The organism is Fodinicola feengrottensis, assembly GCF_010993775.1.
GTDB classification, from domain to species: Bacteria; Actinomycetota; Actinomycetes; order Mycobacteriales; family HKI-0501; genus Fodinicola; species Fodinicola feengrottensis.
Map to the genome: position 1 here is coordinate 86,036 of NZ_WOTO01000016.1, position 24,478 is coordinate 110,513.

Below are 24,478 nucleotides of genomic sequence, written 5' to 3' on the forward strand. Positions count from 1 at the left end.
TACGAATCACCTCGTACTCAACAAGATGCTTGTCGAGAACGGATTCTATCCGGTGGTCCTTTCTATGCCCAACTCCCCTCAACAGTCGCCTGATGACTGGACCGCTGAACTAGAAAAGAGCAAGATGAAAAACTATTCTCGAAGTGGAGGCGAAGATGGGTCGCGAGGTGAATACCCGCCCCCGCACAAGGACGCAGTCCTCCCAATCCATGCGATTTTCGAGCGCCAGCTCGTCGGGAAAGGCATTCCGGAGTACTTTCCGGGCACCTCCTCAGAGGACGACTCGCCTGGTCGGTCATTGAATGCCGAACAGAGCGATGATCCAGCGGTCGAGGCGCTCAGGCCAGCGTCTCGCGAGAGCGGGGCGCCGCAAACAGAGATACAGCGGATCAGTTTAGCAACTTCTCACCTCGTGACGGCTATATTCCCGACGAGGATGACGATTACAGTGACTTGCGCTGAAAGCAGCACCCTCTACGTGCTGCCCCTTCGCCGGCATGACGGGATAAGAAAAACGGCTGGGCGCCGCACTCACCGACGTCCTGTCCGGTCGCCAGCCCCTTGCGCTGTTCGCCGTACGGGCGACCAACCATGGGCTTCCATGCGGGTCAGCTGGCGGGAAAGCCGGCCCTTCGACCAGAACATCTCGTCCGCCACTGCTTGCTGGCTGATTTCCTGGCCGGGGTGGCGCCGAGATGTATGAGGATGTGGCGCTCGACTGGTGACAATGTGGGGACCGGTCTGAGGTCCGTAGACACCCGCCAGCGCATGCGATCCGGGTACTGCCAGGGCTGAGCGCCACGCCTCGCGCTGCGGAGTCGCCCCGCTGCCGGCCGGTACGGCGGGGCGGCTTTGGCGTCTGTCAGAGTGCCAAGGCTGGCAGCTTGCCCTCCTGGTCTAGGTCGAACTCGCCCAGTTCGACTCCGGCCACGAATGCATCCCACTCAGCCGGCGAGTAGGACAGCACCGGGCCTGATGAGTCCGTACGCATGCGGATCTCGCCTCCCGCGAATTCGACCGTCGGGAAACCTGAGAGGACACCACCCGTGCGCACGTGGTCGACGAATAATTGCCAGTTTATTGGGAGCACGAATAAAACTGGGGACGCTTCGCCAAGTTTGGTGTCACGGATGAGAATCTGGTCATTTGATCCCACTTCGACGCATTGTCCTTGTCCGTTGGACCGGACGACGACGTACGCCAGTTGACGCACGCCTGTTCGTTGCTCATGTCTCGAACTCCTTTGCGATCTGGGTGAGCAGTTCTCGTGAAGACTTGCGGTCTAGAGCCTTGTTGGTGATGCCTTCGAATGCCCAGACATGGCGTTCGACTTCGGCAGGCTTGTTGAGGTAGGCCGCACCGGTCAGGCCCTCGGAATAGACCGTGGTCGGCTCGGAGTCCGGCGGAAAGTCCAGCACCACAAAAGACCCGGACGCCAAGGCGCCTCGGTGGATGCCCGCACTGAACGGAATGATGCGTACCGTCAGGTTCGGCAGGTCATCGATCAGCTTCACGAGGTGCCGCAGCTGCGCGGCCATGACTTCCTCGCCACCGACGGGTCGGCGGACGGCGGCTTCGTTCAGCACGATGTCGAATCTCGGCGCGGTGGGCCTCTGCCGGGTGAGCAGTCCAGCTCGGCGGGCGCGTACGTCCACCAGCTCCCGTACCTCGGTCTCGGTGATCAACAGGCCCTCCGCGTCAGCTCGGACGACGGCACTGGCGTAGTCGCGAGTCTGTAGGACTCCGGTGATCAACTCGGTGTGATACTCCCGCAGCGAAAAGGCGAGCGCCTCCAGCTCTAGGTACAGCTGGAACCAGCCCGGGATGGCCGTTGAGTCGTACCACCAGCCCTTGACCTTGGTCTGGGCCAGCAGGGTCACTAGGTGCTCGGTGGTGTCCTCGTCAGCGTCGGTGAATCGGGCCAGCGCCTCGATGTCCATCGTCCGTACGGTGACGCCGTTCTTGCCGCTCTCCAGCCGCCACAACTTGGCCTGGCTCCACTCCAGTTTGCCTGCCAGGTCTTCCTGGCGGAGTCCCTTGGCCTCGCGCAGCCGGGTCAACGTACGACCGAGCTGGCGCCTGGCGATGGCGGATCCTGCCGGTTCCGGTTCCGTCATTGCTCACCTCCCTTTTTCATCTCGGGTGAGTTTCACGCCGTATGAATATCGCACGCCGTCACCCGAAGCAATGAAGTTCCTTTTCGAGTACCCATCTAGCTGCACTAATGATGAAAAACTCGATATGAGTATTGCAAGAGTAGCCCTCTCGGTGCACTCTCATGCGCATCCCGCAACGGCGCAACCACGGGAGGCAACAGGTGCCGTACCAACGCGAGCACGAACCGCACAAGATCCAAGCAACAGTGGTGATGGGCCCTGGAGTCCGGGAGATCCATCGAGAGCTGGCCCAACTGGTCGACGACGCCAACGTCCGCCTGCAGCTGGCTCGAGCGCGTCACGAGATACGGGCTGTCGACTTCATCGGCGGGCAGCTGAGCGCATACCGGACCGTCCTGAGCGGGGACCTGTTCACCGAAGGCCAGTCATGACGCGCCCGAGGTACGAGCACAACCTGCCAGCACGGCTCCAGCCCGAGAGGCTGGCCCAGCAGATTGACCAGCGGCTGGCGGACGAGCGATTCACCCTCACGCCCGGGACGCTGCCGCAGATCCGCGGCTGGTGGTTCCACGAGCTGCATGCCTGGGGTGCTGTGCACAGGCCGTTCCCGATCGACTGGGACCTCGATCTGGGATTGGCATACACGGACGCCCGCCAGGACACCGAGCACGTAGCTGATGTGCGCCTGGTCGTCGACACGCCGCTCCTGTAAGAGCCGGTCGGCCGGTCCTGGTGCAGGCGATCACCCGGGACCGGCCGGGCCCTCCATCGCCCAGCCCGCGCAAGACCGATCCCCATCGCCGCGCGGGTTGGGTCTCACTCTCTGGAGGCGACGTGACCCACGTCCTCACCCACGAACACCAGCAAGACGGCCCCACATCGCTACAGGGCCTGCGAAACGTGTTCGCTGCAGCTGCACCCTCGTACCTGACCAGTGACGTCTCCGACCGGCTCTTCCACGCATGGGTGGCAGCCCTGCAAGCTTTCGCGTCGCAGATCTGGCGGATCGACTGGCGGGTCTTGTGCGACGTCGCCACCACCGACTACCCGACGGACCCGGAGGCCGTGCAGGCCCGCCTGGAGATTGCCGTCGGCCTCATCCCGGTGATGCCGAGGCAATTGACGCGGCGCCCTGACACGCGCCCGATCGTTTCGGAGTGGCGCGCGGCTGATGAGCTTTTCGATCCGGCCGCTATTGCGATGACCAAGCAGCGTGAGCAGTCATGATGCCGTGCTGCGAGGACTGCGACCACGTAGCGGGAGAGCGCGGTACGTGCCCCGGCTACGGCCTGGGTTTGTTGGTGCCGCAGGCATCCCTGGTGGCAAGGACGACCAAATGAAAAGGCGACCAGTCGTACGGACACCACAGCAAACGGAGGCGCCGGCTATGGAGCTGGGAATCTTCAACGAGGTCTATCTCACCCGAACCTCGGGCGCAGACCGAGTCAGCACACCGATCTTTGAGGCTGTCCAGAGCAGCCTCGGGCAGGTTGACTCCACACAACCGTCCAACGTGGACCGAGCCGCCCCGGCAAGGCTCGTCGTCGACCCGACCGCGCAGGGGTTTGCTCCCAGGACCAAACATCGGCGACTCCGACCAAGTCCACGGCCGCGAATCCTGGGGTCCCGCGCGCAACCCGACGTACGAACGAATCTCCCCGTGACCGCTGTCGCGCAGCGGCCTGCGGCAGCCCACGACAACCCGCAGGATGGCGCACAGAGCGACTGCCAGTCGTGCGGAACCCCAATCATCTATCAGAACTCTCGCGCGGCTTGGGTGCACACCATCACTCGATTCGAGCCGTCCCGGGTGGGCGATGCCGTGGTCGTCACCAGCGGAGCACATCTGGCGATGCCCCAGGAAAGCGAGTCCTGATGAGTGCCACAGTCACAACGGACCCGACGAGCGCACCCGTCCGCATCCAGCCTCGCGGCGGCCCGCAGCCGCCGCCGCGGGTGTTCTTCCTCTGGCGGACCAAGGACCCTAGCGGCGTATCCGGGACCGGATGCGTGGCGTGGGGTGTGGAATGGCCGGACGGGCACGCCGCAACGCAGTGGAGCGGCGATCGGTACGGCATCGCGCAGATCACCGAGTGGGAGCGAGTGCAGGACATCCTCACGATCCACGGCCACGGCGGCGCTACTGAGTTGCGTTACCTCGGTCCGCTGGTCTGCGACAGCTGTCTCACCATCCAACCTAGTCACCGCGGCGAGAGCGGCACGCCAGATCGGATGAGGTGAATCCGCAATGATCTACCCTGAATTCGATGCTTAGCCTCAGGCGCAACCGCGTAGGGCGTACCCGCTCTCGGCCGCAAGGAATTCGCGCGTCATAAGCGCGGCCACCTCATCGCCTATTGTTGCTTCCGCAAAGAAAGTTGTCGCCACCAATCGCTACATTGATTCCTCCTGGTGAATTTGTGCTCACTCGGGAGGATGTCAGAAACGCTGTATCGAGTAGGAAAGTAGCGGAGCATGGCCGTCAATCTCATCAAGAACGCACGTCAAGGCGCTCATTCTGCTGACAACCCGGACATGCAGACCGAACTCAGGAACGGGTACCAGATGCTCGTCAGAGTGGTGGAAATTCAGCAAGACGCCATCGACCAGCTTATGGTTCGCGTCGCGGACTTGGAAACCCAGCGCATCGAAGTGGGCTGGCGTGATGAACTCGCACCCGCACACCCCGAGCGTACGATCGCCGGCACGTTCCCGCTGCGGTTCAAGAATCGGAATACCGATCGCACAGGGCCGGTGGCAGCCGCAGGTCCGCACGCTACCCTGCCGCTGAACCGCTCGTAGAACTGGCGACGCTAATCGGTTTGACCGACATCGAGCACGAGGTCGAATTTCTTATCGCTGAGCGAAAGCGAAAAGCTGTGGTGGCGAGCGGGTATGCCGGACGCCGCACCCATGAGGCATATGGTCTTCACCGGTAATCCGGGAACAGGTAAGACCGTCGTCGCGCGTCTGGTCGCCCGCATCTACGCTGACCTGGGTTTGCAGACCTGCGGGCACCTAGTGGGCGTGTCTGTTAATTGATGTGCCTGGTGGTAGGTGATGAGGGCTGCGAGGAGGACTCCGCCGAGGAAGTTGGTGGCGTATTTCTCGTAGCGGGTGGCGATGGCGCGCCATTGTTTGATGCCGCCGAAGGCGCGTTCTACGGTGTTGCGTTCTTTGTAGACCTCGGGGTCGAAGGCTGGTGGTCGGCCGCCGGTTGAGCCTTTGGCTTTGCGATGCTGGATTTGGTCGCTGCGCTCAGGAATCGTGTGGGGGATCTTGAGATCACGCAGCCGCTGGCGGGTCGAGGGGTGTGAGTATGCCTTGTCCGCCAGCAGCCGGAATTTCCTGTCGTCGCCCTCTTTGTGAGCGGTGAGCAGCGGTATCAGATACGGGTTGTCGCCGGCTTGGCCGGCCGAGAGCAGGACGGTGACCAAGCAGCAGAGGGTGTCGGCCAGGGCGTGGATCTTGGTCGTCAGCCCGCCGCGGGATCGTCCGATCGCGTGGTCGGCAGGTTCATCGGGCCGATTCTTGTCATTCGAGGGAGCCCCCTGTGTCCGGCTTAGGGGCGCCGGCGGCGTGTTGATGCACACGGACGTTGGTTGAATCAACGGACAGCAATCGCATCAACTCAGCGCCACCATCCGGTGTCCCCGCTTGCACAGTCGTGAACATCCGCACGTAGGTTCCGTCCACTGACCAGCGATTATGCCGCTCCCAGAGGGACTGCCACGACCCGAAGTGATCCGGCACATCACGCCAAGGCGTACCGGTCCGGAACCGCCACACGATCCCTTCCAACGTCAGCCGATGATCATTCCACGGCCGTCCCCGCCGGCCACCACGCATCGGCATGACCGGCTCAATAACTGCCCACAACTCATCTGAAATAGCGCCCGTCCGCAGCATCCATTCATGATCACCTACCCGGCCGCGCCGAAATAAGCAGACACGCCCTAGTCGAGGTCAGTCGTACCGACCTCGTCGGTGAGTGTGTCGGGCAGACCGCTCCCCAAGTCACCGTCATCGTCGAACGCGCCATCGACGAACGCGCCATCGGCGGCGTCTTGTTCATCGACTTTACCGACCGCTACTGAGTGTGTTCGTGATGTCCGTACGGCTTGCGTTATGGGACGTTACGTGATCATTTACCGACTTGGCCCGGAACGTCCGCGATGTTCGCGAGCGTCGGTACGGAGGTCGGATGGTGCGGCAGGTTGTAGTCGGTCAGCTTCGAGTCCAGAAGTTGGCCAGGATTGGCGGGCGGCGGTCGTGGACGATCGTGTGGCCGGAAGGGGTGCTGCACGCCGGGGCGGACGGGTTTCTACGGCGCCATGAGGGGTCGGGACGCAGCGAACGTATGCGTATCTGCTGGTGGATCATCTGAGGTGGCTGGAGCGAGAGTGTCTCGGCATTGAGGTGGTGACGCTGCGGGGTCTGGAGCGGTATATGGGTCTGGTCGGCGCCGAGGTGGCCACGCTGCTGGGCGAGCCGTGGCGGACGGGCAAACGACCGTACGGGCAAGACGCGCTGTCAACGGCGGCGGCGTGTCTGAAAGGCTTCTACCTGCATCAGGCATCCCGTGGGATCAGCAAACACTCGGCAAACAGCTCGACCAAGCCAGGCTGCCGTCGCGGGCGGACCGTCGGCGCTCATTGCTCGGGCATGTGAAGGTGTCGATGCCGGCCAACCCATTGGCGCCTCGCGGGCTCATCGGCACCCGGCCGCTGCCGCTTGGTGTCGCCGGGCACGAAGGGTCCACCATCCTCGTCGGCCTCAACGGCCTCCGACTTCTGCGAGCCGCCTTGAAACGAGCCGACCAACCTGCCAACGGACCTTGACCCGTCCGGCGGCGGACGTGCCGTCACTAACGACCGGTAGTGACAGTTGTGCAAACCGTCCGATCCGAACTGACGATCGCCACGTCGCGATACGCGTGGATGGTTGTGGCATTTGTTGTTTTGCAATTCCTCAACCGGTCTCGGCCGAATGCGTGGCGCAGCACCCTCCCCGCGCGGTTTCGACCGTTCGCGGACACCGGCCGCGTGAGCAGGCCAGTCAATGTGGTTAAGAGGAAATTGGCGAGACAGGCGCGCGGGGTCCTGGTGAGGTGTCGGTTTCGTCGTCGAAGTCGCCGATGATCTGTTCGAGGAGATCTTCGATCGCAACGATTCCGGTGACGGTCCCGTTGTCGGTGGCGAGGGAGAGTTGGCTCCGTTTTTTCCCGCATGGTGCGTAGCGCGGCCGCAGCGCTGGTGTCTGCTGGCATCGACAGCGGCGTGGTCATCAGGTCGGATGCGATGGCGTTGTTGCCGTTGGTGGTGCGCGCGCGCGGCGTCGCGGACATGGACGATGCCGGTGATCTGGCTGTCTTGGGCGGTGACGAGCAGGCGAGACCGGCCGTGCCGGTGCCCGGTCAGTTCGATCTCACGGGCGCCCGCGGTTGCCGGGATGGTGACGACTTCGGCGATCGGTGTCATGACCTGGTCGACGGTGGTGTGTTGCAGACCCAGAATCGAGGTGAGCAACCGGTGATCGCGTACGGGCAGCGTGCCGCTGTCGCGGGAGGACTCGAGCAGCAGCCGCAGTTCCGCGGGGCCGTGGGCTTGTGCGAGTTCGTCCTGCGGGGTGACTTTGATGGCTCGCAGCGCGGCGTTGGCGAGTCCGTTCAGCACGGCGAGGACGGGCCGGGCGAGGCGGGTGAACCAGCCGAACGGCTGCCCGAGCAGCAGAGCTGAGCGTTCCGGGTCGCTGATCGCCCAGGATTTCGGTGCCATCTCACCGATGACGACGTGCAGAAAGCCGACCAGCGCGATCGCGAGCATGAACGCGATGACATACCCGGCGGACTCCGGAAGGCCGATGGCTGCCAAGGCGGGTTCGAGCAGGTATGCCACGGTTGGCTTGGCGAGCGCACCCAGGCCGAGGGTGCACAGGGTGATACCGAGCTGCGCGCCGGCGAGCATCAGCGACAGTTGCCTGCTGGCGGCAAGCGCGGCGCGCGCCGCGCGGCTTCCGGTGGCCGCGACCGCCTCCAGCCGGTGTCGTTTCGCCGCGACGAGCGCGAACTCCGCCGCGACGAAAAACGCGTTGAATGCAAGCAGCAACAGGGAGATCAACAGCGCCCAGGTCGTACTCATGCCGACTCACCGACCTGGCCGGACCGGTCCGCGCCGCGGCCCGCCGGCGTCACACCCTCGGGTGGAAGGCGGCGTAGGCGCACGGTCGCCGGTACGTGCCGGCGTACGGCAGTCACCGTGAGCTGGGCCATCCCCTGGTCGACGGGATATCCGTCAGGGTCGAGGGTCGGCGCGAGTGCGACGGCGATGTCGTCGGCGACCGCCGCTGTCCGGCCGAGCCGATGCAGGACCAGGCCGGAGACGGTGTCGAAGACGCTGTGATCGGGAAGTGAGATTCCGGTTGCGGTGGCGACTTCGTCCAGCCGCCACCGGCCGGGAACCAGCCACGACCCGTCGGATTCCCGCTGCGCGGCGGGTTCGGGCCGGTCGGTTTCGTCGCGAATATCGCCGACGAGCTCCTCCGCGATGTCCTCCAGGCTGACCACGCCGGCGAATCCGCCGTATTCGTCGATCACGACGGCCAGCTGCCGGCGCGCTGATCGAAGCAGCTCCAGCAGATCGGGCAGCGACAGCGTTTCCGGTACGACGAGGGCATCGGTGGCCAGGGAGGCGATGGTGGTGGCCGACCGATGCGCGGGGTCGATGGCGATCACGTCCGCGACGGCGACCACGCCGACAAGGTCGTCGATGTCGGTGCCGATGACGGGAAAACGGCTGTGGCCGGTGTCAAGGAGGTCGATGACGCTGGTCGCTGGAGCATCGGCGCGTGCTGTGACGACGTCGACCCGAGGCACCATCACCTCCACCGTCGATCGCGAACCGAAGTCCAGGGCGCGTTCCAGCAGCGCGGACAGGTCTGCGTCGAGCAGCCCCTCGTCCCGGGACGCCGCGATGATGTGATCGAGATCCGCGGTGGTGGCAGCGTCGGCGAGTTCCTCGACCGGCTCGATCCCGACCATTCGCAGCAGCCGGTTGGAGGTCGCGTCGAACAGCCGGATAACCGGACCGGCGATCGCCAGATAGACCACCGTCGTTCGTCCCAGGGCGACGGCCAACCTGTCGGGCTGAGCGATCGCGAGATTTTTCGGTACGAGCTCGCCCCCACCACCATCTGGATGACGGTGGCGACCAGCAACGCGATGCCCACGGACACGGACAGGCCCACGGCTTCCGGATCCCGGCCAGCCCGAACAGGGCGGCGAGCCCCTCACCGAGATAGGGCTCGGCGACGTAACCGGCCAGCAACGCGGTGACCGTGATTCCCAGCTGCGCGCCGGACAACACGAACGAAAGTCGCCCAGTGATCCGCAACGCCCGTGCCGCTGCCCGGTCGCCGCCCTCGGCTCGTACCCGGAGTCGGCCGCGGTCAACCGCGACGTACGCGAACTCCTGTGCCACGAAGTACCCGGTCGCCGCCGTCAGCACGACGATCGTCAACAGCCCGAAGGCGACCAGTCCGATCGCTTGCACCATCAGAGGCTCCAGGCCGCCCGCATCGGGTGCATCCTGTCAACCAGCCACCATCTCGCTCGCCGGGCACTACCCGGCCCGGGACTACACCCGCCGTCGGACATGGCCGCACAATAGCCGATCAGAGCGCCATTGTTCACTGCGGCCAAACCAGGAGCGGCCCAGGCTGTTCAGGGATACCGGCGGGTTCGTCGACTGTCAGCCGGTAGGCCCGCCGCGCTGGGTGAGATGCGACGCGTACTCCGTCCGTCCAGGTGGGCGGCTGCTGATCGCCGACCTCCGGCGCCTCAGCTGGACTGATCGGTGGTGGGGTGCTCCCGACCGCGGCGGAACGTCAGACCGGCCAGGACCGCGCCGGCGACGGCGACCACGAGCGCGGCGACGGCGACCCAGAGCGCCGCGCCGCCAGCCGAACCAGCCGCGCTGGCGGCTGGGGTTGAGGCAGACGGGTCCGCCGCGTGCCCGCCGCCGCCGTAACCTTCGTCAGCCGAACCGGTCAGCTTCACCACCGGCGCCGGCTGCTCGGGCTCCTCGCCGTTGGCGGTCGGCGGCTGGTCCCATGTGACGACCTTGCCGTCGCTGTAGGTCTCGGTGGCCGGGATCACCAGCGTGTCACCACCGACACGGGCAACGCCCCGGTCAGGATCTGGAACAGCCCGAACTGGCCAGGTGCTATCCCAACCCCGGGCTCGGCGGTCCACACCACCGACAGCACTGCCTGCGTGATGGTCGCATTCTCGATTGTCACGGGCTTGGGCAGCTTTCCCTTTGTCACCACTGCCTTCCAGCCTGGCAACGGGGCCGTACGCACCGAGGTGATCGGTGTGGCGGTCGGGAAGGTCAGCTCGAACTTGACCGTGCTGGCCGTCGCCGACTCGTTCGGCGCCCGGAACGAGATCTGGTTGTACTCCGCCCGCGTCACCACGGTCGGGTCCGTGGTGATGTGCGCGGACGCCGCGCCGCCACGGTGGAGAGTACGAGCGCGGCAGCAGCGGCCACCACTGCGCCGGCACGTACGAGCACCGACCTGCCATGGATGCTGGACATCTTGCTCCTTTGAAAGATGCGACCCAAAAAAATCGTCTATGGAGGTGGTCGCCACGCGCCGGCCGTTAGTTCCGGTTGTCCATGGTTCACCCGGGGCCTGGCGGGCTCACCCGGCGGACGGCTGGCGGTGGTGGCTGAGCGCGTCATGTTGGTCGCCGTGCACCGGCGCGGGATCGATGTGCACCGTCACCCCTCCCAGTCGAGGGATCGCGTGCAGCAGCTGGTGTTCGGCGTCCACCGCGATGCTGTGCGCGCCCGTCAGCGACATGTCGGGTTCCACGGTCAGGTTCGTCTCGGCGTGCAGGCGGTGTCCGATCCACCGCAGCCGCAGGACACCGACATCCATGATGTGCGGGACCGCGCGCAGGGTCTGCTCGGCCCGCTCGACCAGCTCGGGGTCGACGGCGTCCATCAGTCGCCGGTAGATCTCCCTGGCCGCGTCCTTCAGGACGAACAGGATCGCCACCGTGATGAACAGGCCGACCACCGGGTCGGCCCACTGCCAGCCGATCGCGACGCCACCGGCACCCACCAGAACGGCGAGCGAGGTGAATCCGTCGGTACGCGCGTGCAGCCCGTCGGCCACCAACGCGGCCGACCCGATCTTGCGTCCGACCTGGATCCGGTAACGCGCGACCAGCTCGTTGCCGACGAACCCGACCAGGCCGGCAGCGGCGACCGCCCACAGGTGGCTGACCGGAGCTGGATTGATCAGCCGCTGGACCGCCTCGTACCCGGCCAGCGCCGAGGACGCGGCGATGAACACCACGATGACGATCCCGGCCAGATCCTCAGCCCGCCCAAACCCGTACGTGTAGCGGCGGGTCGCGGCCCGCCGGCCGACCAGGAAGGCAAGACCCAGCGGCACCGCGGTCAGCGCGTCCGCGACGTTGTGCAGCGTGTCACCCAGCAGCGCCACCGAGCCGGAGAACACGACCACTACTGCCTGCAGAGCCGCCGTCGCGGCCAGAACGGTCAGCGAGATCCACAAGGCCCGCATGCCTTCCCGGCTGGACTCCATCGCGGTGTCGACCTTGTCGGCCGAGTCATGTGAGTGCGGGGTCAGCAGGTGAGCAATCCGCCGCCACCAGCGACCGGAACCCTGGTGGCCATGGGCGTGCCCATGGCCGTGCTCATGCCCGTGGCCTTCGTCCGTGGCTAGCGGCTCATGCTGATCAGCCGTCGACATTCTGAGCTCCCATCCATGCGAACGTGGCAACCCGGCCACTATACGTGCTCATGTACGCACGCGACAACGGTGTTGGTACCAGCTTGCGGCAACAACAAGCTGGTGGCGCCGCGTTGGACAAGGCCGGAGGGCCGCAGCCATCATCTGTGCTTATGTACGCACCCCAGGAATCCGGCGGCAGTCATCCGCAAGACCTGCCCTCGGACGCGCACGTTGACGCGGCAGCGACCGCGTTGCGGATGCTCGGTGATCCGACCCGGTTACGGCTGATCTGGCTGCTGCGGGACGCCGAGATGGACGTGAGCACCCTGGTCGCGGCGACCGGCGCCGCCCGCCCGGCCGTCTCCCAGCACCTCGCGAAGCTACGACTCGCCGGCCTGGTGCGGGTACGCCGGGACGGCCGCCACGCCCTCTACAGCGTGCGCGGTGGACACGTACGACGACTGGTCACCGAGATCGTCAACGCCGCCGACCACCAACTCACCGGCGAACCAGACCACGACTAGGTAGGCCGTGTCGGGCAATTCTGGAGGGTGAGAGTCGAGACCTAAACATCAGGCGGCGCTGGGCAGGACGACGGGATGAATGTGATCGCCCCCGGCTATCGCCCCGCAGAAAGTGGCGACGCGGACGCGGCCTCACCGGACGACGACTAACCGGACGACGACTAACCGGACGACGACTAACCGGACGACGACTAACCGGACGACGACTAACCGGACGACGACTAACCGGACGACGACTAACCGGACGACGACTAACCGGACGACGACTAACCGGACGACGACTAACCGGACGACGACTAACCGGACGACGACTAACCGGACGACGACTAACCGGACGACGACTAACCATTGCCGGTGTCGGGGCCGAGGGTGGCGACAACGGCGTCCACCACACGTGCCGCGCGGTCGCGCAGGTCGGTCGCGCCAGGCCCGTAGGTGAGGATCACCTGATGCACGGCGCCGAGGATGGCGAGCGCTATCGCCTCGCTGTCGATGTCGCCAGACACCCGACCGCGCTGCTTTTCGGCCTCCAGATAGTTGGCGACGGCGCGCTCGCCGCCGCGCAGATCGAATGCGCCGCCCGCCATCATCGTGCCGAGCCGCGCCAGCAGAGCCGGACGTGACAGTACGAGGCCGCCGAGCGCGAGCATGTTCGAACCCAGCAGTGACAGGGCTGCCTCGCGTACGTTCTGGCGGACCGTACGCGTGCCGGTGCGAGCCGCGAGTCCGTCCAGGTCCGCGCCGCGGTGATGAGCCCGGTCCAGAACGAACTCGGCGAGGAAGTCGTCGAAGGTCTCGAAGTGGTTGTAGAGCAGACCCGCCGCGTACCCGGCCTGCCTGGTCACAGCCCGCCCGGTCAGGGCCGTCGGCCCGTCCCGGTCCAGGACGCGCTCGGCCGCCAGGAACAGCCGTTCGCGTACCTCCGGGATCGCGACTCCACGTGGCGACATAACTCCCCACCTAGCCGTTCCCGGATGTGGGCCTTGCCAGAATGAACAGTTGTTCATAGATTAACTATGAACAACTGTTCATCACCGTGTGAGGAGACTGGGCCGTGACAGTGGACGCGAACGGCGTCGGCGAGTTCCGCTGGACAGCGCGGCACACGATGGCCCTGGTCATCCTGTGTCTGGCGCAGGTACTTGACGGGATCGACATCACCATCGTCAACGTGGCACTTCCCGCGGTCCGCGCTGATCTTGGATTCTCGGCGAGCGCGCTGCCCTGGGTGGTCAACGCGTACATGGTCATGTTCGGCGGGTTCCTGCTGTTGGGGGGCCGGGTCGGCGATCTCTACGGCCGCCGCCGGGTACTCCTGGCCGGCGTCGCGCTTTTCGCTCTCGCCTCGCTGGTCAGCGGCGTCGTTCAAAACCCGGGGGAGCTGATCGGCGCGCGTGCCGTCCAGGGGTTGGCGGCCGCGCTGATAGCGCCGATGACGCTGGCGCTGATCGGGGTGATCTTTCCCGCCGGCCGGCCACGCAACCGCGCATTCGCGGCCTGGGCCTCTTCGTACGGCATCAGCAGCGCGTTGGGTCTGCTGCTGGGCGGCCTGCTGGTGGACGGGCCCGGCTGGCGGTGGATCTTCTTCGTGAACGTACCGATCGGCGTCGCCGTGGCACTGGCCACCATCGCGTACGTGCCGGGCGACCGGCCGGTCCGCCGGCACCGCCGGTTCGACGTCGTCGGCGCGGTGACATCCACCGCCGGTGTCGGGCTGCTGTCCTACGCGGTGTTGCAGACCGATGGCGGTGGCTGGGGATCGGCTCGTACTCTCGCGCTGCTGGCGGCTTCGCTGCTGCTGCTCGGGTATTTTGTCGTCCACGAGACAAGAGTCGCCAGCGAGCCGCTGGTGTCGGTCGGGCTCCTGCGCGCGCGCCTGGGGGTCGCCGGCGCAACGGCCGTATCGGCACTGCGAGGTGCGGCGATGTTCGCGCTGTTCTTCTTCGCCACTCTCTACCAGCAACAGGTCCTGCACTACTCCGCGCTGCAAACCGGCCTCAACTACCTGCCGATGACCGCGATCCTGATCGTCGCCGCCGCGTTCGGCCCAATCCTGGTGCGCTGGATCGGCATTCGCCTCGCCGTCGTCGCCGGCTCACTCATCGCCGCCGCCGGGATGGTGCTGTTCGCTGGCATATCAGCCAACGGGAGCCTGCTGGACGTCATCGTCCCGTCGGTCGTGGTCTGCTTCGGGCTGGCGATCGTCATCGTGCCCACCACCATCGCGGCCCTGGGCAACGCGCCAGCCGAGCATGCCGGCGTCGTGTCCGCGCTGCAGAACGTCAGCCTCCAGCTCGGCGGAGCCCTCGGACTGGCAGTGCTGGCCAGGCTCGTCACCCAGCGCACGACCAATGAGCTGGCCGCCGGACGTCCGCTCGCGGTCGCCCTCACCGACGGCTTCGGGTTGAGCTTCGCGATTACCGGTGCCCTGATGCTCGGTGCCGCGGTCCTGGGCGCGGTGTTGTTCGGCGAACAGGGGCGTGGCGAACGGATCGACGTGACCGAATTGCAGAAATCCAGCATCGACACCTGAAACCACGGACCGAAGGAATGACCAAATGTCCAAGACCACGCAACGAAAAGCCGTCATCGTCGGCGCCGGCATCGCCGGCCTGGCGGCCGCCCGCAGACTCAGCGAGATCGGCTGGGAAGTCGTCGTCGCGGAAAAGGCACCCGAACGGCGCGGCGGCGGTTATCTTCTCGCGCTGACCGGGCTCGGCTATCAGAGCGCGGATCGGATGGGACTGCTTGCGGCGCTATCGGCCCGCGCCCTGAACCCGGTCGAGTTCCGCTACGCCAATGCGGCCGGCAGGTTCGGCTACTGCGTACCCGGCGACACGATGCGCGCCGTCCTCGGCCAAGACGCCGTGATCCTGTTCCGCGGCGACATCGAATCGGTGCTGTACGACGCGATTCCCGGCAATGTCGACCTCCAGTTCGGCCAGACGGTGGACGAGATCACCCAGGACGACACCGGCGTACAGGTCACGCTCGCCAGCGGCGGCACGCTGACCGCCGACCTACTGATCGCCGCGGACGGACTGCACTCCGCCACCCGGCGCCAGGTTTTCGGCCCCGAGAAAGGATTTCGACGCGACCTAGGCCACATGCTCTCGCCGCCACCACGCTCCACGAGCCACCCGACGGCATACCCGACGGCACCGTGAGCACCTTCACGGCGGTCGGCCGGACAGCCACCATCGCCAACCTCGGCCCCGACCATCGCGCGGCGTTCTTCGACTACACCACCAACGACACACAAAGCGAACTTGGCAAGACCGCCTTCGCCGCACTCGCCACTCCGTACGAGGACTTCCGTACCGTCATCCCCGACGTGCTCACACAGCTGCCCACGTCCGCGACTACATACTTCGACACCGTCAGCCAACTCGTCATCGACCGCTGGACCGACAATCGGGTCGTCCTGCTCGGTGACGCCGCCTGGTGTGTCAGCCTGTTCGCGGCTACGGCGCCTCCCTGGCCCTGGCCGGCGCCGACCAGCTCGCCACCGCCCTCGACCAGCAGGACATCCCGACCGCGCTGCGGACCTGGGAGACCAAGCTGCGACCAGAGACAACAGCGAGCCAGCGACGCGGCAGCCGCAACGCGCGCCTGCATGCACCCACGAACCGGCTCCGTCTGCTCGCCCGTGACCTTTCGATGCGTGCCACCGTGTGTCCCCCCTGTCCGGCAGCTCATCCGCCACCAACTCCGTGCCTGACCGGCGCGTTCACCACCGCCACCGGACCAGCATGAACTGTTCCTTCCATGGCGGCAAAGCCGAGCCGCTCGACGCGGCGGACGGCACATTAAACGTGGTGCTGTCGAGCCTGGCGGTTCACCACATCCCCGAGAATTCAGCGCCGCGGCCTTCGCCCAGATGCGGCGGCTGCTCACATCGGGCGGACTGGTGTTGCCGGCGGATCTCCGGCCGCCGCATGGGCGACTGGACCGGCACGTGATCGCGCCGCGGGCGAGGCGATGCGAGACAACCCGGACGAACAGATCGCTCCCGGGCTTGCCGCCACCGGTTTCGAGACCGTCTCGGTCAGCCAGGTCGGCGGGTTCCTGCACCACAAGCGCGCCGTGAAACCGGGCGCGGACGCATGAACCGCCACCTTGTCCACGTTCTGGTCACCCTGCTGATCATCGTCGGACTCGCTGTCCACATCGGACTCGGCTACCGGTCCGGCCTAGTGATCGCCGGAATCGGCGTGGCAGCACACCTCGCGCTCACACTGGCGGCACTGGCGGCACGGAAACTCCTGCGGGGTAAAGCCGATCAGACCAAGACCGAAGCCGACGACTCATGCGTCTAGGGCCACGCGACTCCGTATGGCCACCAGGAATGGCGGGCGTCAATGGCGAACCTGTGTGACGACCGGCTCGCCGCCACCGCCACAGCCATCTCCTGAGGCTGGACATGGCCAGCCCAACGCTGCCGATGGTGAGAACACCAGCCGGGAGCGCCGGTGTGGTCGTCGGCGATGGGCGATCCGCCACCCCCGACCGGCAGTCGCTCGCCGTAGAGGCTCACCAGCACAACCGACCCCCTTTGCCCAACTCGCAAACATCGTTCGCATCGATCTCCCCGCGCCAGCAGGTGAAGCCCCTTCGAGAACATGTAAGCTACGTATCCGAGCAGGTCAAGGGTCAGTTCCGGACTCCGGCGGTCGGCAAAATTGATGAGGCGTACGCACTGAGCGATCGCACCAGCCACGACTTCGGTCCCGAAGCCATCGCCACCCTGCTGCGACTGATGGAAGAGCACCGCGCCGATCTCGTCGTCATCGGAGCCGGCTACGCCCCCAATATGGAGACCTTCCTCCACAGCAACAACCCGGACTCGCATCCCGATTCCCAAACGACTGCATTTCCCCGACTACACCACCGCCGAACTGGTCGCCATCTACGAACTCCACGCAAGCGGTCTAGCCTGAGTTTCCCTGCTATGTGATTGGTCATTTATGAGCCTCACGGACGGGCGAGTAAATGCAAATTTCGTACTGATGATTCTTCGATAGCGGATGTCGTACGTCAGCGGCGGTGCTCAGGCTGACAGTGGCGGTGCCGGACGGATCGCGGAAGCATAGAAGTTGGACGGGGCAGGTTCGCGACGCAGTACATTTCCTTCTTCAGGCCAAAACTAGGCTACCGGTCAAAATTTGATAACGAGCCTGCAGTCCGTTTTCCGGATGGTGAAGAGATTGATGTGGTCGGGCTTGGTGTTGTTGGCGTACGCGGTGATGGTGGGAGGGGTGGTGCGGTCAGTGTCCCAGTTGCGGATCTGGGCGCAGAGTCGCTCAGCGAGATCTGCTCCGACAGTGCCGTGGCCGGTCGCTCCGAGTTCGAAGCGTGCGTCGTCGGCGTCCGGGAGCCGGCGGGGTGGTGAGGTAGGCCAGCGACGCGTTTTCAGCTATGGCGGGGCTGCGGATGCCAACGGCTGGTGTGCAGAGTCCGCTAGTGGTGGCGGTTTTGTCAGCGGCGATGCGGCAGGTGCCGGGTTCGGTGGCGCTGAGGTGGAGCCAGATCCGGTCGAAGGGTTCTTCGCCGCGCACAGTGACGCCTGACCACGTGGCTGCTTTGGGCTGGGTGCAGATCCCAAGCAGCCCGGTTGTATCGATGTTCTGATCTTCGTCCCAGTACAGGGACACATGGCCGTCCGGGTCGACGTAGCCGGTGTGTTCGCCGTCTTGGCCGAGCATCGGGACGAAACCGCACAGCCCCATCGAGTCCGAGATCATCTGTGCACCGTCGTAGGTGAACGCGACGCTCTGGGTTTGTCCGCGCCATCGAAGTGGCGCGACGAGCCGGCCGCCGGGTGCGAGTTGGGTCCACCAAGGGGCAGGGAGGTCCCAGGCTCCGACCGTGACAATCAGCCGGTCGTATGGGATGGGATGTGTTCGGTGTCGCCGAGGGCGCCGTCGCGGGTGGCGACGTGGACGTGCTGGTAGCCATTGTTGCCAGCCGCCGCGGCGGGCGCCGCCGGTGATGTTGGGGTCGATGTCGACGGTGGTGACATACCCGTTGGGTCCTGTGAGGTGAGCAAGGAGTGCGGCGTTGTAGCCCGTGCCGGCGCCGATCTCCAGGATTCGCTGTCCAGGTTGGATGTCGAGTTGGTCGAGCATCATGGCCACGATCGCGGGGGTAGAGGCGCAGCTGAGCGCGGCACCGGTGGCGTCGCGTTTGGTGATGACGCTCTGGTCGTCGTACGCCTCCTCCAGCGTCGCATCCGGGACGAACAGATGTCGAGGAACGGTTCGCATCGCGTCGGCGACCCGCTCGCAGGCGGGCCAAAAGCCGTGCTGGATGTGGTCGACCATGCGGGCGCGCAGAGTCTCCGGTGAGCTGGTGGCGGTGTCGTTCATGTGATCCCTTCCAAGGACATTCGGAGGCTAGCGAGCTTCGGACCCCAAGGCTGACGGTGGCGCTCTATAGGGCCGAGTCGTCGTCGAGCAGGAGGCAGGCGTCCCACCATGAGTGCGACGCCTGTTGGTCGCCGTACTGAGCGAGTCGCACGCCGGCGGCGCGCGGTGAGCAGCCCATCGTGGCCTGGGAGGCCACTGCGACGCAGGTGCTCACTTAGGCGGTACCGCAGCTGGGGCAGTGCCGTGCTGGCCAGCCGATCGTCGGTTGCATTGGCGGCAACGCGGGCGGTGGTGTGAAGGAGTCCAGCCCAGCCGTGGCACAGCGACGCGTCGCGGATGAGGGCGAGCTGGTGGTGGTCCGCTAGGCATTCAGCGAGAGCCTGTTCGGCGCGGCGCGCGCGGTCGGAGTCGTCGCGGGCCAGACCCGCGAGTTGTTGTGCGCGGGCGATACCGGGAGTGCCATAGCACCAGGACGGCCGACCGGGCGCTCGACGTGCGAGGGTCTGTTCATGGTGCTCGTATCGCGAAACGCTCTCCGGCCACCACGTCGCGGCAGCAGTGCCTTGGGCCCATTGGTCCAGCCATCGGCAGATGCGGTCGATCGATGCGCGTCGGCGTGGCCAGTCACAGTGATCTTGCGACGAGAGGCCAGGGACAATAGGGCGAGGGGACCGGTGATCCCGTGGGCCAGTCCAAGGTCGGCGTGCCCGCCGCGCGGGTCACCGTGCGGTCGATCAGGCGGCGCTTGGTGCGACCACCAACCGGGGAGAGTGTCGCCGTCGACGGTGACCGGTTGAGTCAGACGTACCAGGTAGGCGATGACCTCGCGTAACAGGTAGCGCTGTCCATGGTCCGTGTTTCGCTCGCGGTGCAGGAGAAAGACACCGATGCCGGCGAGGCCGCGGATCAAGTCAAATTCCCTTGCGTCCGGGAGTTGGCCGGCCTCGATGCGCGCGTGGGCTCGGCGCAAACGGGTACGCGTCGTGTTGGCGATGTGGTGGTCGAGAGTGGTGAGTGCACCGCTGTAGGCGTGGTGGCCCGCTGCGTGCAGCGCGAAGGCGACGGCCGGTGCGCCGCGGTCGAGTCCGCTCGCGTCCGCGTGCGCCGTCACCGGATGCGCAGTCATGGCCCGGGCCCATTTCTGGACGGTGCCCCACCCGGCGGCGCCGGTACGGGCGCGTTCGATGTGCAACAGTGCGATGCCGGGCGCGCCGGCGTAGAGGTCGGCGCTCCAGCCCGGATCGGGGTTCGCAGGGGGCAGCGATGTCGGGCGGCCATTCATGTGGTGTTCGCCGGTGAGGATGCCCATGCACGCGCAGCCTGGCGGGCGAGCCTCCGGCACGCTTTTTCTCGCTGTCCGGATCGACACCGACGGCCCGGTTGTGGTGCATATGTAGCAGTGATTCCAGGACCGTATCGATATCGGTTTCGGTGGTCAGATGCTCGCGGTAGGTCTTGAGGGCACAGTTTCGTTCCCGCCACGCTGCGAGGACGTTCATTGGCAAGTCCGGAAGATTGTTGCTTCGGACGAGTTCGATCGCGCGGGTGGCGATCGTACGATCCCCGGGCTTCTTGGACGGGGTGGCGAGTGTGGGTTGGGTAGCCAGCCATGTCATTCCCCCCGTGAATCCGAGAAGCCCGGTCGCGATATGGACCATGTTCACCGCAACCATTGCCGCCGGTGCGATCGTCGTGGGAGGCGCTTGCCGGAGGGTGGCGGCGGCCACGCGTGAGTCCGTGACGAACACTGTTTCGGCTGCGGTCATCGCGGGCCCGCTACCGTACCGGCCGACTTCGGGGTAGTAGGTGTCCAATACCAGTCGTCCGGCGCATTGGGTCTCGAGCAGTCGCGCGCTCCATGCCCCGACGGCCGCGGCGTACGCGCCGTACTGGCTCGGTTCCGGTACACGCAGGCGCAGCCGGAGGTGGTCGGTCTCGTGGGCGCTGCGATAGCGGATGAACCACCACGACGGTTCAGCGCCCGCATCGCCGTACGCAGGTCCGGTGAGCTCGGCTAGTAGGTCAGGGAGGTGGTGCGCAATGAGGTCGTTGAACAGTTCGGGATGGGTGTGGATCTTCGCGTACAGCCACCGCGCGTCGGGTCCGGCAGGTGAGTCTGCCTGACGGTTCCTGACGATCGGCAGTGGTCCGACCAGCGGTGACGGAGCTGGCGTTTGGGTGGTTACGAGCGGGAACGCGATGTCGTGGGCGTGGTTGTCGAACCAGGCGTAGGTGCTCGATGCGAGTGGCTCGGTGAGTACTGCGTGGTCTTTGCGGGCTAGGTGGGTGCGCAGGATCGCGGCGTGCAGCGGTTCGTCCAAGGTGAGCCTGATGGTCCGGTCGTCCTCGCGTAGGTCGACTACGACCGGCCAGTGCCACCGCCCGCGCCATTGGTCCAGTCCAGCTCGCCACATGTCATCGCTGGCGGAGGCGGGTGGTAGGCAGTTGCGAGTCAGCCGCCATCGGGCCGGAGCCAGGATGGCGCGGCGGTAGCGCACACGCGGCAGATAGGGGAGTGCCTCAGCTGGTAGGCCCCAGTCCAGGACGGTGAACGCGGCGGCGAATCCGCGGGTCAAGTGCGCCAGGAACCGTGCCAACGGCGGTGGCTGCTTGTCCAGGTCCAGCGCGTGGAGGACCTGCGGTTCGATGACTTGACGGCGGGCGATGCTGACCAGGTGCAACTTGGTTCTAGCCGCCACTAGCGCCAGATCATCGACAGGGACGCACTCCTGTTCGTCTGCGGCTGCTCGAAACTCGCCGAGCGATAGGAGGTGCGGAAGGTACGCCGGGACGCGACAGATGTTCTCCGCGTGGGAGTAGGCCGGTGGGAACGACATCTGCACCGCCAACGCTCCCTTGGTGGCAAGGGGAAGGTCCCGGTATACCTGGTCCAAGCCGGCGCCGGTTGTGGTGGGAGTGAACCGGGAGGTCAGAACACCGCCAGCACGAGCCGGCGCGACCGTCAGCAGATAGTCGCCGCGATCCACGGACTCCTTGCTCGCGGCGTGGATCCGGGCGGCGATCTCCACATGCGGTGGCGCGTACGCTCCATCGAGCTGGCCGCCAGCGATCTCATTGATGTTGTGGTCGGTCAGCAGGATCTCTCCGTTGCCTTTGGCCGCTGCCTGCCAGGCCAGGGCCAACAGCCGGCCATCTCGCGCAGTCACCGATTCGGTTGGCACGGCGAGCACACTGCCGGGGTATCCGGCTGGATATCCCAGCCCCGCTCCCGGATCCAGGACGTCGACGAGCGGGACCAGCGCGCCGATGCCGTACCGGTCACAGAACGCGGAATGGTAGTCCCGCCACGCTGGCCGGCCGGTCGGATATCGGGTCAGCCGCAGTAACGCGCTCGCCGCGTGTGCGGCCTCGTCGGCGATGCTGTCGGGAATCTGAACGGCGCAGTCTAGGGCCATGTCGACCGCCAGCGGTGTGCGTCCGGCGTCCGAGAGGTTCCGTTGCTGTCTGACGGCATTCGAGCGCAGTTGGCTTAGTACGACCTTGTCGGACGAGGTCGAGTCATTGTGGCGCCGCAGAGCGGTGTTGATCGCACGTAGGTCGTCGAGCATCGGCGCCATGCGCAACTGCTGCAGCAAGTGAGCGAGCGGGTCGACAGTGGTACCCGGAGCGCGTAGAGAGCTGAGGACGAAACCTTGACGTACGAGTTCGGCAAGGGCTCGAACGACTCGTGGCCGGTAGGCACCGCCGAAGGTTTCCGTGAGTTTGTCGGCCAGGACACTGAACAGTATGGGCGAGGCGGCGTAGTCGCGGACCGCGCGCACAAGCGGTGTGTCACGGATCGTGACACGGCCAGCCCCTTGCGGGACGTCCAGCCGATCGCCTCGGCGCACAGCTAGGTTGGTGAACTGGACCTTAAGCTCCTCCAATACTTCGAGGTTCGCGTGCAGCTGATCGATGATCTCCACGAGCCACTGGCTATCCGCCCGCGCGATGGGACGATGCTCAGTTCCCCACCGCACGTGGGTCGGTCTAGCGATCACGACCGGGGCTACACCTGCGAAAAGTCCAAAAAGGGGTCGGGCGACCGGTCGCGCGCAGCAGGTACCGAGCGCTGGCCACCGTGGCACGCCGCACCTGCTTGTCCGGCCGACCTTCGGCGGTGTCGGCAGTCAGGAGTGCCATCGCTTGTGCCCGCAACGACGGACTGGCGTGTCCGACTGCGTCAGCGAACTGTGGGTTCGACCAGATCATTTCCAGCCACGCTAGGCAGCCCGGGAGGTCGGCGGGATCCGGCCATCCGCTGGTGATCCGGGTCGTCGGCCACACCGCTGCGCGCAGCAACGCGACGCCTGTGTGCCGATACAGCCGGCGGCTGTCGTCGGGAACGCGCATCCGCCCCAAGGCTCCGTTCTTACGTGAGGTGTGGAGAAAGAAAGAGGGGAAGCGGTCGGTCATCTCCGGTCGGAACATTGACTGACCGCTTCGCCCACCGATTTATCCCCGGCTCGCGCAGGAGGAAGCACAGCTCGCCGCGCACCCGTCGTTGGTGCTACAAGGCGCCTCGATCTCGCCCGGACGCGCATCGGTGATCACCTGGATATCGAGCGCAAACAGGTCGCTGATATCAGTACTGGTTTCACTCATTTGGCGGTTCCTCTCTTGGTAATCCATCGGTTTCGTACGTGATCCCATTAGCCGGGCTCGGCTGCTGTGCCCAGATCAAGACGCATCGCCGGTCGGACAACGCGCTGATCGGCTTGCGGCTCGTTTCCAGACCCGTCGCTGGAAGGCTGGAATGCGAAGAGAATTCGAATGTGTCAGGGACTCGTCTGTTGGTCATCGTCGGATGGAAGTCGGGCGACCCCGGCAACGATGAGCTCGTGAGTGGGGCCGCGCTGCGAGACGGTGGGGCCAGGCGGCCACCATTTGTCGGGTGAGGTCAGTCCTGGGTCGACGAGTTCGGTGCCGCGGAAGAGGTCTTTGAGGTCGGCGATAGTCCCGAATGTCGTAGGGCCGATGCGTCGGGTCAGAACCTGTTCCAGGCCCGCGGCGGTGGCGGCCAGCTTCGACGGTTCGGCGGGGGGGTGGGGGGGAGGGTTAGTGCGAGGTAGGACCCGGGTGGGAGCTGGCTGATCCAGGCCGTGGGTGATGGCCGCCGCTGGATCGGGCGCGTGGTGCAGGGAGTGCGGGTAGAGGACGGCGACGGGGATCTGTGGTTCCAGGAATGCCTGAATCACGGGGTCGTTGGCGATCGATGTTGCCAACAGCGGGTCTGCCTTGCTGTGCGTGACTTGGCCAGAGTCCAGCATCAAGGCGTCGATATGCGCAGCGAGAACCCTGTCGGAAGCCACATATAGGACGGCGGCGTCGGATGGGCGAGTCTGCAGGACCCGCTCATGAAATGTTGTTGTGACGTCGAGGAAATTGTGGACCGCAATCGATGAAACGTGTGAGGCCGCGATCGAGTAGATGAGCAGTCACCCGCGCGATGAACGCGTACGCCTGGCCGACGGCCTCGCAGTAGTCCGGCGCGACCGCGAGGAGCTGCGCGAGGGTTTCCTGGTCGTCGGCGAAGTTGTCCTTCCCGCCATGTGCTGCATCGACCAACCTCGCCGCACGGGCGGCTGCCGTGTCGGTGTCGTGGAAATGACTGGGCGCCGACAGCAGCACAGCTGCCCAGCGCCGCCAGGTTGGCGGCCGATCGCGGAAGGCTCGGACTCGTCACTGCAGTCACCGGTGG

Annotated in this window: 28 protein-coding genes and 6 pseudogenes; 16 read left to right on the plus strand and 18 right to left on the minus strand. The window is 65.8% G+C overall.

The annotated features are described in order from the left end of the window. Window positions 1-862: 862 nt before the first annotated feature. The gene (locus GNX96_RS52420; RefSeq protein ID WP_279580578.1) at window positions 863-1,213 is read right to left on the minus strand and encodes a DUF397 domain-containing protein; all 351 of its coding nucleotides are present in this window, start codon (window positions 1,211-1,213) and stop codon (window positions 863-865) included. 13 nt (window positions 1,214-1,226) lie between these two features. Beyond that, a complete protein-coding gene (locus tag GNX96_RS16905) occupies window positions 1,227-2,117 on the minus strand; it encodes a helix-turn-helix domain-containing protein (protein ID WP_163568834.1) in 891 nt (296 codons plus the stop codon). 200 nt (window positions 2,118-2,317) lie between these two features. On the opposite strand from GNX96_RS16905, the gene GNX96_RS16910 reads away from it, so the two are divergent. The 6 genes from GNX96_RS16910 (at window position 2,318) to GNX96_RS16935 (ending at window position 4,919) form a co-directional block, all read left to right on the plus strand. Continuing rightward, entirely contained in the window at window positions 2,318-2,548 is a 231-nt protein-coding gene (locus GNX96_RS16910) for a hypothetical protein (protein ID WP_163568835.1), read from the plus strand. Further along, window positions 2,545-2,829: a hypothetical protein gene (locus GNX96_RS16915; RefSeq protein ID WP_163568836.1), complete on the plus strand. Its 285-nt coding sequence runs from the start codon at window positions 2,545-2,547 to the stop codon at window positions 2,827-2,829. The genes GNX96_RS16910 and GNX96_RS16915 overlap by 4 nt, the downstream gene beginning before the upstream one ends. A 122-nt stretch (window positions 2,830-2,951) precedes the next feature. Further along, window positions 2,952-3,344, plus strand: a complete 393-nt coding sequence (locus GNX96_RS16920) for a hypothetical protein (protein WP_163568837.1) — start codon at window positions 2,952-2,954, stop codon at window positions 3,342-3,344. 109 nt (window positions 3,345-3,453) lie between these two features. After that, on the plus strand, window positions 3,454-3,993 hold the full coding sequence (locus GNX96_RS16925) for a hypothetical protein (RefSeq protein ID WP_163568838.1): 540 nt from the start codon (window positions 3,454-3,456) through the stop codon (window positions 3,991-3,993). Then, entirely contained in the window at window positions 3,993-4,358 is a 366-nt protein-coding gene (locus GNX96_RS52425; RefSeq protein WP_279580579.1) for a hypothetical protein, read from the plus strand. Before GNX96_RS16925 ends, GNX96_RS52425 begins: the two co-directional genes overlap by 1 nt. Window positions 4,359-4,592: 234 nt before the next feature. Continuing rightward, window positions 4,593-4,919: a hypothetical protein gene (locus tag GNX96_RS16935; protein ID WP_163568839.1), complete on the plus strand. Its 327-nt coding sequence runs from the start codon at window positions 4,593-4,595 to the stop codon at window positions 4,917-4,919. Window positions 4,920-5,101: 182 nt separating this feature from the next. Here the strand turns inward: GNX96_RS16935 and GNX96_RS16940 are convergent. After that, a pseudogene (locus GNX96_RS16940) lies at window positions 5,102-6,026 on the minus strand (IS5 family transposase). A gap of 465 nt (window positions 6,027-6,491) precedes the next feature. Between GNX96_RS16940 and GNX96_RS52435 the strand changes: the two are divergent. Continuing rightward, a complete protein-coding gene (locus GNX96_RS52435; RefSeq protein WP_279580580.1) occupies window positions 6,492-6,788 on the plus strand; it encodes a hypothetical protein in 297 nt (98 codons plus the stop codon). A 44-nt stretch (window positions 6,789-6,832) separates the two neighbouring features. After that, a pseudogene (locus tag GNX96_RS52440) lies at window positions 6,833-6,958 on the plus strand (hypothetical protein); the annotation flags it as partial. A 714-nt stretch (window positions 6,959-7,672) separates the two neighbouring features. Here the strand turns inward: GNX96_RS52440 and GNX96_RS52445 are convergent. The 6 genes and pseudogenes from GNX96_RS52445 to GNX96_RS16970 all read right to left on the minus strand — a co-directional run. Further along, a pseudogene (locus tag GNX96_RS52445) lies at window positions 7,673-8,257 on the minus strand (CNNM domain-containing protein); the annotation flags it as partial. Beyond that, window positions 8,254-9,408 (minus strand): hemolysin family protein, encoded by a 1,155-nt coding sequence (locus GNX96_RS16955; RefSeq protein ID WP_279580581.1) that lies wholly within the window; start codon window positions 9,406-9,408, stop codon window positions 8,254-8,256. The pseudogene GNX96_RS52445 and the gene GNX96_RS16955, both read right to left, overlap by 4 nt. A gap of 49 nt (window positions 9,409-9,457) precedes the next feature. Next, window positions 9,458-9,670, minus strand: a pseudogene (locus tag GNX96_RS52450) (CNNM domain-containing protein); the annotation flags it as partial. 284 nt (window positions 9,671-9,954) lie between these two features. Next, on the minus strand, window positions 9,955-10,272 hold the full coding sequence (locus GNX96_RS16960) for a DUF1775 domain-containing protein (protein ID WP_163568840.1): 318 nt from the start codon (window positions 10,270-10,272) through the stop codon (window positions 9,955-9,957). Next, complete coding sequence (locus tag GNX96_RS16965) at window positions 10,269-10,769, minus strand: DUF1775 domain-containing protein (RefSeq protein ID WP_163568841.1); 501 nt, start codon at window positions 10,767-10,769, stop codon at window positions 10,269-10,271. Before GNX96_RS16965 ends, GNX96_RS16960 begins: the two co-directional genes overlap by 4 nt. A gap of 51 nt (window positions 10,770-10,820) precedes the next feature. Continuing rightward, complete coding sequence (locus GNX96_RS16970) at window positions 10,821-11,903, minus strand: cation diffusion facilitator family transporter (protein WP_163568842.1); 1,083 nt, start codon at window positions 11,901-11,903, stop codon at window positions 10,821-10,823. 50 nt (window positions 11,904-11,953) lie between these two features. Between GNX96_RS16970 and GNX96_RS16975 the strand changes: the two genes are divergently transcribed. Continuing rightward, window positions 11,954-12,409, plus strand: a complete 456-nt coding sequence (locus GNX96_RS16975) for an ArsR/SmtB family transcription factor (RefSeq protein WP_279580582.1) — start codon at window positions 11,954-11,956, stop codon at window positions 12,407-12,409. Window positions 12,410-12,750: 341 nt separating this feature from the next. Here GNX96_RS16975 and GNX96_RS16980 read toward each other — a convergent pair whose 3' ends face one another. After that, window positions 12,751-13,359 (minus strand): TetR/AcrR family transcriptional regulator, encoded by a 609-nt coding sequence (locus GNX96_RS16980; RefSeq protein ID WP_163568843.1) that lies wholly within the window; start codon window positions 13,357-13,359, stop codon window positions 12,751-12,753. Between the two features lie 104 nt (window positions 13,360-13,463). On the opposite strand from GNX96_RS16980, the gene GNX96_RS16985 reads away from it, so the two are divergent. The 7 genes from GNX96_RS16985 (at window position 13,464) to GNX96_RS17000 (ending at window position 17,366) form a co-directional block, all read left to right on the plus strand. Then, entirely contained in the window at window positions 13,464-14,942 is a 1,479-nt protein-coding gene (locus GNX96_RS16985) for an MFS transporter (RefSeq protein ID WP_163568844.1), read from the plus strand. A 25-nt stretch (window positions 14,943-14,967) separates the two neighbouring features. Next, window positions 14,968-15,576: an FAD-dependent monooxygenase gene (locus GNX96_RS52455; RefSeq protein ID WP_279580583.1), complete on the plus strand. Its 609-nt coding sequence runs from the start codon at window positions 14,968-14,970 to the stop codon at window positions 15,574-15,576. Next, window positions 15,573-16,130, plus strand: a complete 558-nt coding sequence (locus GNX96_RS52460) for a hypothetical protein (protein WP_279580584.1) — start codon at window positions 15,573-15,575, stop codon at window positions 16,128-16,130. Before GNX96_RS52455 ends, GNX96_RS52460 begins: the two co-directional genes overlap by 4 nt. Before the next feature lie 31 nt (window positions 16,131-16,161). Then, a complete protein-coding gene (locus GNX96_RS52465) occupies window positions 16,162-16,371 on the plus strand; it encodes a class I SAM-dependent methyltransferase (RefSeq protein ID WP_279580585.1) in 210 nt (69 codons plus the stop codon). A 19-nt stretch (window positions 16,372-16,390) separates the two neighbouring features. Further along, window positions 16,391-16,519, plus strand: a complete 129-nt coding sequence (locus GNX96_RS52470) for a hypothetical protein (protein WP_279580586.1) — start codon at window positions 16,391-16,393, stop codon at window positions 16,517-16,519. Beyond that, window positions 16,516-16,728, plus strand: a complete 213-nt coding sequence (locus GNX96_RS16995) for a hypothetical protein (protein ID WP_163568845.1) — start codon at window positions 16,516-16,518, stop codon at window positions 16,726-16,728. The genes GNX96_RS52470 and GNX96_RS16995 overlap by 4 nt, the downstream gene beginning before the upstream one ends. Before the next feature lie 104 nt (window positions 16,729-16,832). Further along, window positions 16,833-17,366, plus strand: coding sequence for a hypothetical protein (locus tag GNX96_RS17000; RefSeq protein WP_163568846.1), 534 nt, complete (start codon window positions 16,833-16,835; stop codon window positions 17,364-17,366). 346 nt (window positions 17,367-17,712) lie between these two features. On the opposite strand, the gene fxlM is transcribed toward GNX96_RS17000, so the two are convergent. From fxlM to GNX96_RS17035, 8 genes and pseudogenes are all read right to left on the minus strand, one after another. Continuing rightward, a complete protein-coding gene (gene fxlM / locus GNX96_RS17005) occupies window positions 17,713-18,777 on the minus strand; it encodes a methyltransferase, FxLD system (RefSeq protein WP_163568847.1) in 1,065 nt (354 codons plus the stop codon). Beyond that, complete coding sequence (locus tag GNX96_RS63775; RefSeq protein ID WP_163568879.1) at window positions 18,774-19,436, minus strand: lanthionine synthetase LanC family protein; 663 nt, start codon at window positions 19,434-19,436, stop codon at window positions 18,774-18,776. Before GNX96_RS63775 ends, fxlM begins: the two co-directional genes overlap by 4 nt. After that, window positions 19,433-20,086, minus strand: a pseudogene (locus GNX96_RS63780) (lanthionine synthetase LanC family protein); the annotation flags it as partial. The gene GNX96_RS63775 and the pseudogene GNX96_RS63780, both read right to left, overlap by 4 nt. 46 nt (window positions 20,087-20,132) lie before the next feature. Continuing rightward, window positions 20,133-22,865: pseudogene (locus tag GNX96_RS17020) on the minus strand (lantibiotic dehydratase); the annotation flags it as partial. Further along, window positions 22,768-23,208 (minus strand): lantibiotic dehydratase, encoded by a 441-nt coding sequence (locus tag GNX96_RS63785; RefSeq protein WP_390624032.1) that lies wholly within the window; start codon window positions 23,206-23,208, stop codon window positions 22,768-22,770. The gene GNX96_RS63785 and the pseudogene GNX96_RS17020, both read right to left, overlap by 98 nt. A gap of 24 nt (window positions 23,209-23,232) precedes the next feature. After that, window positions 23,233-23,430, minus strand: a complete 198-nt coding sequence (fxlA, locus tag GNX96_RS63790) for an FxLD family lanthipeptide (RefSeq protein WP_390624033.1) — start codon at window positions 23,428-23,430, stop codon at window positions 23,233-23,235. Window positions 23,431-23,555: 125 nt separating this feature from the next. Next, window positions 23,556-24,215, minus strand: a complete 660-nt coding sequence (locus GNX96_RS17030; protein ID WP_163568880.1) for an SAM-dependent methyltransferase — start codon at window positions 24,213-24,215, stop codon at window positions 23,556-23,558. Continuing rightward, window positions 24,133-24,408: an SAM-dependent methyltransferase gene (locus GNX96_RS17035; RefSeq protein ID WP_163568851.1), complete on the minus strand. Its 276-nt coding sequence runs from the start codon at window positions 24,406-24,408 to the stop codon at window positions 24,133-24,135. Before GNX96_RS17035 ends, GNX96_RS17030 begins: the two co-directional genes overlap by 83 nt. Window positions 24,409-24,478 lie beyond the last annotated feature (70 nt).

Bases quoted from the DNA above. Each gene is read 5' to 3' on its own strand.
- GNX96_RS16975 (WP_279580582.1), top strand. From the start codon at position 11,954: ATGTACGCACGCGACAACGGTGTTGGTACCAGCTTGCGGCAACAACAA.
- GNX96_RS16980 (WP_163568843.1), bottom strand. From the start codon at position 13,359: ATGTCGCCACGTGGAGTCGCGATCCCGGAGGTACGCGAACGGCTGTTC.
- GNX96_RS16995 (WP_163568845.1), top strand. From the start codon at position 16,516: ATGAACCGCCACCTTGTCCACGTTCTGGTCACCCTGCTGATCATCGTC.
- GNX96_RS52470 (WP_279580586.1), top strand. From the start codon at position 16,391: ATGCGAGACAACCCGGACGAACAGATCGCTCCCGGGCTTGCCGCCACC.
- GNX96_RS16915 (WP_163568836.1), top strand. From the start codon at position 2,545: ATGACGCGCCCGAGGTACGAGCACAACCTGCCAGCACGGCTCCAGCCC.
- GNX96_RS16925 (WP_163568838.1), top strand. From the start codon at position 3,454: ATGAAAAGGCGACCAGTCGTACGGACACCACAGCAAACGGAGGCGCCG.
- GNX96_RS16905 (WP_163568834.1), bottom strand. From the start codon at position 2,117: ATGACGGAACCGGAACCGGCAGGATCCGCCATCGCCAGGCGCCAGCTC.
- GNX96_RS17000 (WP_163568846.1), top strand. From the start codon at position 16,833: ATGGCCAGCCCAACGCTGCCGATGGTGAGAACACCAGCCGGGAGCGCC.
- fxlM (WP_163568847.1), bottom strand. From the start codon at position 18,777: ATGAACGACACCGCCACCAGCTCACCGGAGACTCTGCGCGCCCGCATG.
- GNX96_RS52455 (WP_279580583.1), top strand. From the start codon at position 14,968: ATGTCCAAGACCACGCAACGAAAAGCCGTCATCGTCGGCGCCGGCATC.
- fxlA (WP_390624033.1), bottom strand. From the start codon at position 23,430: ATGGGATCACGTACGAAACCGATGGATTACCAAGAGAGGAACCGCCAA.
- GNX96_RS52465 (WP_279580585.1), top strand. From the start codon at position 16,162: ATGAACTGTTCCTTCCATGGCGGCAAAGCCGAGCCGCTCGACGCGGCG.
- GNX96_RS16970 (WP_163568842.1), bottom strand. From the start codon at position 11,903: ATGTCGACGGCTGATCAGCATGAGCCGCTAGCCACGGACGAAGGCCAC.
- GNX96_RS16935 (WP_163568839.1), top strand. From the start codon at position 4,593: ATGGCCGTCAATCTCATCAAGAACGCACGTCAAGGCGCTCATTCTGCT.
- GNX96_RS52425 (WP_279580579.1), top strand. From the start codon at position 3,993: ATGAGTGCCACAGTCACAACGGACCCGACGAGCGCACCCGTCCGCATC.
- GNX96_RS63785 (WP_390624032.1), bottom strand. From the start codon at position 23,208: ATGTTCCGACCGGAGATGACCGACCGCTTCCCCTCTTTCTTTCTCCAC.